We start from the raw sequence: 12,526 nt of genomic DNA, 5'->3' as shown, positions 1-12,526 counted from the left end.
ATGGAAATAATTCATTTAAGTTATCCAAATCATATTGAGCCGGATGCGCCATTCGGTCCCATATCACTCGCGCTTGGATTTTTTGACGGCGTACATAGAGGGCATCAGCGCGTAATTGGGGAAGCGATTGCCCAAGCAAAAAAATTGAACATCAAATCAGCGGTCATGACATTCGATCCGCATCCTTCCGTGGTTCTCGGCGGCAGAAAAGAAGAAGTTTTTTATATCACGCCGCTGCAAAAGAAAATGGAAATCCTTGAGTCAATGAACGTGGATATTTGCTTTATTGTCCGGTTTACATCGGATTTTGCGCAATTAAGCCCCGATGAATTTATTGACCATTTCATTAAAGGTTTGAATGTGGTCCATGTCGCTGCCGGGTTTGATTATTCATTTGGCAGCAAAGGAAAAGGCAATATGGAGACGATGCAACAAAAAGGCGAAGGTTTTTTTGCTGTTACGACAATCGAAAAGCAAGTGGAAGCTGAAGAAAAGATCAGTTCCACCCGCATCCGCAGCTTATTGAAAACAGGAGATGTTAAAGAAGTGAGCGGCCTCCTTGGTCGGCCGTACCGAATTTCCGGAACGGTTGTAAACGGGGATAAGCGCGGAAGAACAATCGGATTTCCGACAGCCAACGTGGAACCGGAAATCGGCACTTTTGTGCCCGGCCGCGGCGTTTATGCAGTAAGGATTCAAGTGCAGGGCCAATTTTACAACGGCGTATGCAATGTAGGCTATAAACCCACTTTCAATAATCCTGATATTAAGAAAAATACCATCGAAGTTTACATCATCGATTTCGATAAAAATATCTATGGCGAGATGGTAGATGTGGACTGGCTGCTGCGCATCCGCGATGAACAGAAATTCTCGGGCATCGACGAGCTGAAGGCGCAAATCCAGAAAGACAAAGAAACGGCAATCGAATACTTTGCCGAGGAGAAATAAGACGCAGAGTTGATTTTGGAAATGTCTTATGCTATCATTTAAAAGTACTGAAAACGTACGAACCGTTGCTTGGCAAATCGAATCACCAACGTTTGCTCAGTAATTGGGGATATTAGAAATTAGGAGGTGGAAACAGTATGGCAATCACTCAAGAACGTAAAAATGAATTGATCAATGAATACAAAGTGCATGACACAGATACTGGGTCTGCAGAAATTCAAATCGCCATTCTTACAGAAGACATCAACAACTTGAACGAGCACTTGCGTACTCACAAGAAAGATCATCACTCACGTCGTGGTCTATTCAAAATGGTAGGTCGCCGTCGTAACTTGCTTAAATACTTGCGCGAGAACGATGTAGCACGCTACCGCGAGTTAATCTCAAAATTAGGCTTACGCCGATAATAGCAATTAGTAAAAGCGGGATTCGTCCCGCTTTTTCTTTATGGATAAAATTTATCTCATTCAATCGCACTCCGAATGGATTTTTGATACACTAGATACACGACTATTGGATACATATAGTGAAACATTGTAAGAGAGAGGAGCTCGATTATGGAGCAAACGAAAAAAGTCTATTCATTCGATTGGGCCGGCCGCGAATTGCAAGTTGAAGTTGGCCAATTGGCAAAACAAGCAAACGGAGCTGCTTTAATCCGTTACGGCGATACAGCAGTGCTTTCTACTGCAACGGCATCAAAAACGCCAAAACCATTAGATTTCTTCCCATTGACTGTAAACTATGAAGAGCGTTTATACGCAGTCGGCAAAATACCGGGTGGATTCATTAAGCGTGAAGGGCGTCCTTCTGAAAAAGCGACCTTGACAAGCCGTTTAATCGACCGTCCAATCCGTCCGCTATTCCCAGACGGTTTCCGCAACGAAGTCCAAGTGATTTCGATGGTGATGTCAGTTGATCAGGACTGCCCGTCAGAAATGGCTGCTATGTTCGGTTCTTCGCTGTCATTGATGATCTCGGATATTCCGTTCGATGGACCGATTGCAGGTGTCATCGTCGGTTTAATCGATGGCGAATACATCATCAACCCGACAAACGAACAGCTTGAGCAAAGCTCGATCAACTTGACAGTTGCCGGTACGAAAGATGCCATTAATATGGTAGAAGCTGGAGCGAAAGAAGTTTCAGAAGACGTTATTCTAGAAGCTATCATGTTCGGCCACGAAGAAATCAAGAAATTGATCGCTTTCCAAGAACAGATTGCTGCAGAAGTCGGCAAAGAAAAAACGGAAATCCAGCTTTATGAATTGGATGCAGAATTGACGGCTACACTTAAAGAAGCGGTGGAAGCTGAAATGAATGCAGCAGTCCAAATCAATGAAAAACAAGCGCGCAACGAAGCGATTGATGAAGTGAAAGCTCGCGCTTTAGCTGCTTATGAAGAATCGGATGAGGCTGTTAAGAAACAAGCCGGCCAAATTCTTGATAAAATGGTCAAAGACGAAGTGCGCCGCCTGATCACGGACGAAAAAATCCGTCCGGATGGCCGTACACCTTCTGAAATCCGCCCATTATCTTCTGAAGTGGGCATCTTGAACCGTACACACGGTTCTGGATTATTCACACGTGGACAAACCCAAGCAATGAGCATTTGTACGTTAGGCGCTTTAGGTGATGTTCAAATCATCGACGGCCTTGGCATCGAAGATACAAAACGCTTTATGCACCATTACAACTTCCCGTTGTTCTCAGTAGGTGAAACTGGATTCCTTCGCGGGCCGGGACGCCGTGAAATCGGACACGGGGCACTTGGCGAACGTGCGCTTGAAGCGGTCATTCCGAACGAAAAAGATTTCCCATACACAATCCGCCTTGTTGCGGAAGTATTGGAATCAAACGGTTCTACTTCCCAAGCAAGTATCTGTGCATCAACGCTTGCGATGATGGATGCAGGTGTACCTTTAAAAGCTCCGGTTGCGGGTATTGCAATGGGCCTTGTGAAAAAAGGCGACAACTATACAGTTCTTTCGGATATCCAAGGGATGGAAGACCATCTTGGCGATATGGACTTTAAAGTGGCCGGCACAGCAAAAGGGATCACAGCGCTTCAGATGGATATTAAAATTGACGGCTTATCCGCGAAATTTTGGAAGAAGCGTTGACACAAGCGCAAATCGGACGGATTCACATCCTGGAATCGATGCTTGCGACAATTGCTGAACCAAGAACGACGCTTTCTAAGTACGCACCGAAAATTATCATGGTTAAGATCAATCCTGATAAGATCCGCGATGTTATCGGACCTGGCGGTAAAGTCATCAACAAAATCATTGATGAAACTGGCGTTAAGATTGATACGGAGCAAGACGGCACAATCTTCATTTCTTCTGTAGATGAAGAAATGAACGCAAAAGCTAAAGCAATGATCGAAAATATTGTACGTGAAGCGAAAGTCGGAGAATACTATGAAGGCAAAGTGAAGCGAATTGAGAAATTCGGTGCTTTTGTCGAACTATTCCCTGGCAAAGACGGACTTCTTCACATTTCTGAAATTCAGGAAGAACGGACGAAGGAAGTTGAAGATGTCCTGAAAATGGACCAAGTTGTTAAAGTGAAAGTCATTGAAATCGACCGTCAAGGACGCGTCAACCTTTCTCGCAAAGTGGTCTTGAAAGAAGAAAAAGAAGCAGCTGAAAAAGAAAATCAATAAGTACTCAAAAAAAATTGCCAACATATGTTGGCAATTTTTTTCAAATGACAGCATAGTTAAGAATGGAAGCATTCGAGGATGCATCCAAGCATCAGCGCTCAGGATTTTAAAGCTGTGAGTTTAATTTTAAGCTATACGGTATAGAGAGCGCTTTCGCTTTTTTTAACTGAGGGGGAAATTAAATTTGGTAAATACACATGTATGCGGAAACGGGCTTCGGATCGTTTCTGAAAAGATTCCGCATTTTCGTTCAGTGGCCGTCGGGGTTTTTGTGAATGCCGGTTCGAGAGATGAACTGCCAGAAGAAAATGGATTGACGCATTTCATTGAACATATGCTGTTCAAAGGAACTGAAACACGGTCTGCAAAGCAGATTGCCCGGGAATTTGACCGCATTGGCGGAGACATGAATGCCTATACATCAAAAGAATACACGTGCTACTACGCAAAAGTGCTTGACCATCATGCAGAACTTGCGGTGACAGTGCTCGCGGATATGTTTTTCAATTCGAAAATGGATCCGGTTGAGATTGAGAAAGAGCGGCAAGTTGTTTTGGAAGAAATCAGCATGACCGAAGATATGCCGGATGACGATGTCCATGAGCAATTGTGGAAAGTCATGTATCCGCGACATTCAATCGGTGCGCCGATTCTCGGCACTGTCCAGACGCTGCAAAGTTTCACAAAAGAAAAGATCGAAGATTTCATGGAACGCCATTACACTCCTCAAAATACGGTGATTTCGGTAGCAGGGAACATTACGCCGGAATTGATCCGATTGATCGAGAAGCTATTCGGTGGATTTAACAGAACGAATCTGCCGAAAAATTACGTGCTGCCCGATTTTACTGCCGGCCACTCATTTAAAAATAAAGAGACCGAACAAGGCCATCTTTGTCTAGGGTATCCGGGATTATCGATGCAGCATCCTGATATTTTCAATTTGGCGGTATTGAATAATGTCATTGGCGGTTCCATGTCCTCGCGCCTATTCCAGGAAATCCGGGAGGAGCGGGGGCTTGCGTATTCCATCTATAGCTACCATTCCGCTTATTCTGACCATGGAGCCTTAGCGATTTACGGCGGCACTTCAAATGAACAGATGCCGGAGTTGCAGGAAGTGATTTTAGATACACTGGCAGCAATTAAAGCGGACGGTCTGACTCGTGAAGAAGTCGAAGATACAAAAGAGCAGTTGAAAGGCAATGTCATTCTTGGTTTGGAAAGCACTTCCTCCCGGATGAGCCGCAACGGGAAAAATGAATTATTATTGCAAAGGCATCAATCCCATAAAGAAATTATCCAGTTGATTGAACAAGTGACTACTGATAAAGTCCAAAACTTGATGAGTTTATTGACTGAGAATCCTGCCATTTCGATCATACGTGCCAAAAATGCTTCCTTAACTTAAGGAAGCATTTTTTGTTTGGAATTCACTGCTTTATCAGGGTGAATTATGGTACAATAACGCCAATCAATGAATAAGGAGCGAATTTTGTGAAAACATATAATGTAGCAATTATGGGAGCCTCAGGAGCAGTTGGACAACAGATGAAAGAACAACTGGAAAAAAGGAATTTCCCGGTAAAAGAGATTGTATTTTTAGCATCTAGTCGTTCAGCAGGCCAAGAAATCGAATTTAATGGAAAAACACATATCATCCAGGAAGCGGTCCCGGAATCTTTCGAAGAAATCGATATTGCACTTTTCAGTGCCGGCGGAAGCATTTCTGAAAAGTTTGCCCCGGAAGCAGTGAAGCGCGGAGCGGTCGTCATTGATAATACAAGCGCTTTTCGGATGGATAAAGAAGTGCCGCTTGTAGTGCCGGAAGTGAATAAAGAAGATTTAACTTTACATAAGGGCATTATTGCGAACCCGAATTGCTCCACCATCCAAATGGTCTGCGCGCTGCAGCCATTAAAAGAGCAATATGGTCTTAAAAAAGTGGTGGTATCGACGTATCAAGCCGTTTCTGGTGCTGGGCTAGCAGCAATCAATGAGTTGAAAAGCCAAGCTGCAGACTTTGAAAATGCACCGAATGCAGAAGCAAAAGTCTTGCCGGTAAAATCAGCCGAACGGCATTTCCCGATCGCTTTCAATGCGATTCCGCAGATCGATCAGTTTACGGACAATGGCTATACATTTGAAGAAATGAAAATGATCAACGAAACGAAAAAGATCATGCATGACGCTGACTTATCAGTAGCTGCTACGTGCGTCCGTTTACCAGTTGTGACAGGCCACTCCGAATCCGTTTACGTCGAACTATCCGGTGCACCGACAATTGACGAAGTGAAAAAAGCTTTGGCCGAGGCGCCTGGCGTCGTATTGCTGGACGATCCTTCCAACCAGGTTTACCCGATGCCGCTAATGGCTGCCGGCAAAGACGAAGTGTTTGTTGGAAGAGTGCGCCAAGACTTGGATAACCTGCGCGGATTCCATTTATGGGTAGTTGCCGATAACTTGATTAAAGGGGCAGCCTTAAACTCGGTTCAAATTGCCGAATCGATGATTGAACAGGAAATCATCTAAGGTTACTTTAGAAAAATAGGGGGAATATAAACCGGACAGCCGTTCGGTTTATTTTTTTCTTTGGACTGTTACCAGTGATTCCCGTATAATAAAGTCTATGGATGTGTACGGGTGAATTTTAGGAGGAAATAATTTGAGTAAAGTTAAAAATGAAGTAATCAGAGTTATTCCGCTCGGCGGAGTCAGCGAAATCGGAAAAGCGATGTATGTCATTGAAATTGATGAAGATCTATTTGTCGTAGACAGCGGATTGATGTTCCCGGAAGATGAAATGCTGGGCATCGATATCGTTATTCCGGATATTACGTTTTTAGAAGAAAATAAAGACCGCGTAAAAGGGATTTTCCTGACTCACGGGCATGAAGATGCTATCGGTTCAATCGCTTACTTGCTGAAAAAAGTACAGGCTCCTGTTTATGGATCTAAATTGACGATCGCATTAGCCAAAGAGCATGTGAAAGAACAGGGTTCATTAAAACAAGTGAAGTTCTTCGAAGTAACGAACAAGAGCCGGATGAATTTCGATAAAACCCATGTGACGTTTTTCCATACAACGCACAGTATCCCGGATGCTTTAGGAATTGTCTTCCATACATCTGAAGGTGCAATCGTCCATACCGGGGAATTCAAATTTGATCAGTCGGCTAAAGGCAGCTACAAGCCAGATATCGCGAAAATGGCGAAACTTGGTGAAGACGGCGTCTTGATGCTTCTTTCTGATTCCACAGAAGCGGAACGCCCAGGCTATACGACTTCTGAAACGGTCATTGCAGATCATTTGCTGTCTGCGTTTATCGCAGCTCAAGGGCGCATTCTCGTTTCCTTGTATTCATCGAACTTCATACGGATCCAACAAGTTTTCGATACAGCGCATGCGACAGGCAAAAAAGTTGCAGTTGCTGGGAAAAGCTTGGAAAGCAGCTATGAAGTAGGATTGCGATTAGGCTATTTGACAGTCCATGAAGACACGGTCATTTCATTGAAAGACCTTGAAAACTACAATGATGAAGAAGTGGTCATCATTGTAACAGGGAATCAGGGCGAACCTCTAGAGGCATTGGATAAAATGGTCCGCAAACAGCATAAAGATGTGAAGATCAAAGAGACGGATACCGTTTTAATTACATTTACACCATCTCCAGGCATGGAAGTGCCGATGTTCCAAACAATGAATAAATTGGCGAAAGCCGGCGCGAATGTTTTAACGTCCAGCAAGAAAGTCCACGTATCCGGACACGGCAGCCAAGAAGATTTAAAAATGATGCTTAACATGATGAAACCAAAATATTTCATCCCCATCCAAGGTGAATACAAAATGTTAATTGCACATTCTAAATTGGCCCAGCAAGTCGGCATGCACAAATCGGATATTTTCATTGCAGATAAAGGCGATATCGTCGAATACAAAGATGGAAAAGTACGGATGAGTGGGCGCGTTACTGCCGGGAATGTACTGATTGACGGCATTGGAATCGGAGACGTCGGCAATATTGTCCTTCGCGACCGCAAATTATTGTCGCAAGACGGGATTTTCATCGTTGTTGTGACCTTGAACCGCAAAGAAAAGAAAATTGCTTCAGGGCCAGAAATGATTTCAAGAGGATTCGTCTATGTCCGCGAATCAGAACAATTAATGGAAGAATCTACACAGTTAGTACGGAAAGTAGTCGAGAAGTACGTCATTAAAGATGCTTTTGAATGGAATAATATTAAACAGGAAATTCGCGACACATTGAATTCTTATTTATTCCAACAGACAAAGCGCCGCCCAATGATCATCCCGATTATTATGGAATATTAAGAGAGTAAAAGTGAAAGGATTTCCAAACCGTCTGACACGGTGGAAATCCTTTTTCAATGCTTACGAAATAAGATAAGGCGCAAATGAATTTACGGCTCTCAGTCGGGTTTGAAACCTTGATAAAGAGATTGCGCTTTTCTTAAAAATGAAGGAAATGAGGGATCAAAATGCCGCGGACTCCAGCAAGAAACAAGAAAAAGAAAAAACCGGCATCGAAGAAAAAACAGCAGTTTCCTCCTATTGGCTATGAAGTCATCGGTTTGCTATTAATTGTACTTTCGGTACTTATGGCATTTCAATTAGGAATCATCGGAAAAATGCTTTTAAATACGGCAGAACTTTTAATGGGCAACTTAGCGTTTCTTATACCGCTGGCTTTGCTCTTCACAGCTATCCACGTCATGGTACGTCGAAGATGGCCGAAGCCAAAGCTGAAGACGGCAGTTAGTTCGCTGTTCATTTTGACGGGCATTGCGTTGATTTGCCACTTGGTCTATGCAGCAGGTTCCATTTTGCCGCTCACTTCCAACAATGTGATAGCCGAAACGATTAAGTCCACCCAATTGACGGGTTCGATTTGGCAAAGCTATGATGCCAGCGGCGCCGGTTTATTCGGCGGTTTCTTATATGCACTGTTCCATGTATTGTTTGATACAGCCGGAACATGGATTATTGCCATCCTTCTTCTTTCGATTGGAGCAATCATTTTAACAGGGAAAACTGCTGCACCTTATATTGCAGAAAAAATCCCAAGCATGCGCCCGGTAATTGACGGCTTATTGGTTCGCTTGAAACAGCCAAAAACGAAGCGCATCGCAGCGCCGCGGAAAAAAGCGGCCAAACTGGAAGATACAGAACAGGCGGAACAGGTCATTGAAGTCGATGACGCGCTTGAATACGACGACGAAGAAACGGTTTACCCCGATGTACATGAAGAACCGATCATTTCAGCATTTACTGAAAATGTAAAACCGAAAAAAGTTGAAGCGGCTCCGGTTGAACCGGAACTGGAAAGTTCAGATGACGGGGAAGTTAAACTCATGTCTACGCATGAAGAAATGGAAAATGAAGAATACCAGCTTCCGCCGATCGATTTGTTGACCTTGCCGCCGCACAGCGACCAAAGCGGCGAATATGCAGGCATCCAGAAAAACGCCAAGAAGCTTGAAAAAACCTTCCAAAGCTTCGGGGTGCGCGCAAAAGTGACGCAAGTCCATTTAGGGCCCGCTGTGACAAAATATGAAGTGCTTCCGGACACAGGCGTAAAAGTAAGCAAGATTGTCAGTCTGCACGATGATTTGGCACTTGCTCTTGCAGCCCGGGATATCCGCATTGAAGCGCCAATCCCTGGAAAGTCGGCCATCGGCATCGAAGTGCCGAATTCGGAAGTGGCCATTGTCAGTTTGCGTGAAGTGCTGGAATCAGAAGAAAATAACAAGCCGGATGCGAAGTTGCTCTTTGGCCTTGGCCGTGATGTAACTGGACAAGCCGTAATGACGCAACTGAATAAAATGCCCCATTTATTAGTAGCAGGTTCTACAGGGAGCGGTAAGTCTGTCTGCATCAACGGCATCATCACCAGCATCATTATGCGTGCAAAGCCGCATGAAGTGAAAATGATGATGATTGACCCGAAAAATGGTGGAGCTGAACGTCTATAACGGCATTCCCCATCTATTGGCGCCGGTTGTGACGGATCCCCGTAAAGCGGCTCAAGCGTTGAAAAAAATCGTTTCCGAAATGGAGCGGCGCTATGAATTGTTCTCGCATACCGGAACGCGCAATATTGAAGGCTATAACGATTATGTACGCATTTTCAATGAGGAGAACGAAGAGAAGCATCCGAAACTTCCATTCATCGTCGTCATTGTCGACGAGTTAGCGGATTTGATGATGGTTGCCTCCAATGAGGTAGAAGACGCGATCACTCGTTTGGCGCAGATGGCACGTGCGGCAGGAATCCATTTGATTATCGCCACACAACGCCCAAGCGTCAACGTTATTACAGGAGTCATTAAAGCCAATATTCCTTCTCGAATTGCTTTTGCGGTTTCTTCTGCGATTGACTCCCGGACAATTTTGGATATGGGCGGAGCAGAAAAATTGCTTGGACGAGGAGATATGCTGTTCCTAGGAGCTGGTCAATCAAAACCGGTTCGGGTACAAGGGGCATTCTTGTCGGATTCGGAAGTCGAAAAAGTGGTGGATTTTGCCATTGAACAGCAGAAAGCCCAATACCAGGAAGACATGATTCCATCCGAGATTGAAGAAACGGCGATTGACGACGAGACAGATGAAATTTATGACGAGGCCGTTCAATTGGTTTCAGAAATGCAGACAGCTTCGGTTTCCATGCTGCAGCGGCGATTCCGAGTCGGCTATTCAAGAGCGGCTCGAATCATTGACCAGATGGAACAGCGCGGGGTTGTCGGACCTTATGAAGGCAGCAAACCGCGAACTGTTTTAGTTCCAAAGCAGGAGGAATATTAAGGAAATATCAGAACTTTTGTGACAATCTGATTACATTGAATGAAATATTTGCAATGAAAATTCGCGAAATTCGACAAAAGACTATTTATTTCGTTTAGAATAAGTGTTATAGTAATTTTGATTAGTAGGAATGTTTTACATCAGATGTCTGATCTCTGTCATTGGTGGTGAGTCTTATGACAATTAAATCGGATCATCGCGCGTTGTATCTCCAAGTGATCGATCGAATGAAGCAAGATATTGCGGCCGGGTTGTACAAAGAGAAAGAGAAGTTGCCATCCGAATTCGAACTTGCAAAATCACTTGGCGTCAGCCGTGCGACTTTAAGAGAAGCACTGCGTTTATTGGAAGAAGATAATATTATCGTAAGGCGGCATGGCGTCGGGACTTTTGTCAATCCAAAACCTGTATTTTCCACAGGCATCGAACAATTGACAAGCGTCTCCGACATGATTCGCCAAGCGGGCATGGAACCCGGCGTTATCTATTTAAGCACTGGGAAAAGCCTTTCGTCCGAAGAGGATATAAAACGCTTTCATTGCGATGCCGATGAATCCATAATAACTATTGAACGCGTCCGAACAGCAAATGGTGAACCTGTCGTCTATTGCATCGACAAAGTGCCAGCGGCTTACCTGCCGGCTGATTTTCTCGGGCGCAAAGAAAGCTCGATCTTCTCAGCGATAGAAGAGTCCGGAGAAACCGCATTGCCTATGCGGTCACATTCATCGATCCAATCGGGTATCATGAAGATGCATCCCCGATTCTTGAATGCGATCCGGAAACAGCATTATTGGTGTTAAAACAGCTCCATTACGATGAGGACGATCGTGTGGTGCTTTACTCAAAGAATTACTTCAGAGCTGATAAGTTTAGTTTTCATGTAGTTCGAAAACGTGTGTAAAACGGCAAATTCCTGCTAATATCAAACATACCTCAGGGGGTTATTACATTGACGAAACGTAAATTTGGTCTAGGTCTATCTTTAATGCTTGCAGCGGGAACGATGCTTGCCGCGTGTGGCAGCGACGAAGATACTTCAAACGGTGACGCTGGATCTGGCGACGGCGGAAGTTCAGAAGAAACAAGCGACTTCTCAGTAGCTATGGTTACAGATGTCGGCGGTGTGGATGATAAATCATTCAACCAATCAGCTTGGGAAGGTATCCAAGAATTTGGTGAAGAAAACGGCCTTGAAAAAGGAGACGGCGGATTTGACTATCTTCAGTCGGCTTCTGATGCAGACTATAATACGAACTTAAACAACTTGATCCGTCGTGACTTCGACGTCGTTTATGGAATTGGGTTCTTGATGGAAGGCGCTGTAAAAGAAATTGCTGAACAGCAGCCGGACGCTCAAATCGCAATTATCGATGCTGTCGTTGATGCTCCAAACGTAGCTAGCGTATTGTTCAAAGAGCAAGAAGGTGCATTCCTTGCGGGTGTAGCTGCAGCTCTTATGACAGAAACTGGCAAGATCGGTTTCGTTGGCGGAATGGAAATTCCGGTAATCGAGCGTTTTGAAGCTGGATTCCTAAGCGGGTGTTGAAGCTGCAGATCCTGCAGTTGAAGTCGATGTACAATATACAGGTGCTTTTGATAAAGCGGAATTAGGTAAAACAACTGCTAACCGCATGTACTCTGCTGGAGCGGATATCGTATTCCACGCAGCTGGCGGAACAGGAAACGGTGTATTCACGGAAGCAAAAGAACGCAAAGAAGCTGATCCAGACACGAACATCTGGGTTATCGGTGTAGATGCTGACCAATACGACGAAGGTCAAGTCGGCGATGCAAACGTAACACTTACTTCAGTTCTTAAAGGTGTAGATCAAGCGGTAATCGATATCTCAACTCAAGCAATGGAAGGAAACTTCCCTGGCGGCGAAACATTGACTTACGGTTTGGCTGAAGACGGGGTTGGCCTTGCGGATTCACGCGGAGCAATCACTGAAGACGTTATGGCTAAAATTGATGAGTACAAAGAGAAAATCGCTAGCGGCGAAATCGTCGTTCCTGAAACTCTAGAAAACTAAGCATTACTCAATACGGTCATCATAAAGGCCGGTCTTGCCGGCCTT

Annotated in this window: 5 protein-coding genes and 4 pseudogenes; all 9 read left to right on the top strand. The window is 44.4% G+C overall.

What is annotated here, in order from left to right; all coding sequences use genetic code 11:
• The 9 genes and pseudogenes from ribF (at position 1) to L0M13_RS10980 (ending at position 12,481) form a co-directional block, all read left to right on the top strand.
• Positions 1–951, top strand: a complete 951-nt coding sequence (ribF, locus tag L0M13_RS11020; protein ID WP_235196558.1) for a riboflavin biosynthesis protein RibF — start codon at positions 1–3, stop codon at positions 949–951.
• Positions 952–1,088: 137 nt separating this feature from the next.
• Entirely contained in the window at positions 1,089–1,358 is a 270-nt protein-coding gene (rpsO, locus tag L0M13_RS11015; RefSeq protein ID WP_052651293.1) for a 30S ribosomal protein S15, read from the top strand.
• Positions 1,359–1,508: 150 nt separating this feature from the next.
• Positions 1,509–3,622 (top strand): annotated as a pseudogene (pnp, locus tag L0M13_RS11010) (polyribonucleotide nucleotidyltransferase).
• 184 nt (positions 3,623–3,806) lie between these two features.
• Positions 3,807–5,033 (top strand): M16 family metallopeptidase, encoded by a 1,227-nt coding sequence (locus L0M13_RS11005; protein WP_235196557.1) that lies wholly within the window; start codon positions 3,807–3,809, stop codon positions 5,031–5,033.
• A gap of 86 nt (positions 5,034–5,119) precedes the next feature.
• Complete coding sequence (locus L0M13_RS11000; RefSeq protein ID WP_260107364.1) at positions 5,120–6,154, top strand: aspartate-semialdehyde dehydrogenase; 1,035 nt, start codon at positions 5,120–5,122, stop codon at positions 6,152–6,154.
• A gap of 133 nt (positions 6,155–6,287) precedes the next feature.
• Entirely contained in the window at positions 6,288–7,955 is a 1,668-nt protein-coding gene (locus L0M13_RS10995; protein WP_235196556.1) for a ribonuclease J, read from the top strand.
• 167 nt (positions 7,956–8,122) lie between these two features.
• Positions 8,123–10,445 (top strand): annotated as a pseudogene (locus L0M13_RS10990) (DNA translocase FtsK).
• Positions 10,446–10,621: 176 nt separating this feature from the next.
• Positions 10,622–11,349, top strand: a pseudogene (locus L0M13_RS10985) (GntR family transcriptional regulator).
• Positions 11,350–11,397: 48 nt separating this feature from the next.
• Positions 11,398–12,481, top strand: a pseudogene (locus L0M13_RS10980) (BMP family protein).
• Positions 12,482–12,526 lie beyond the last annotated feature (45 nt).

Origin of the sequence: Planococcus sp. 107-1, from assembly GCF_021513255.1 — a bacterium.
In the GTDB taxonomy this organism is placed as follows: domain Bacteria; phylum Bacillota; class Bacilli; order Bacillales_A; family Planococcaceae; genus Planococcus.
Note: the sequence above shows the minus strand (reverse complement) of the source record. Positions and strands in the feature narration are given on the sequence as shown.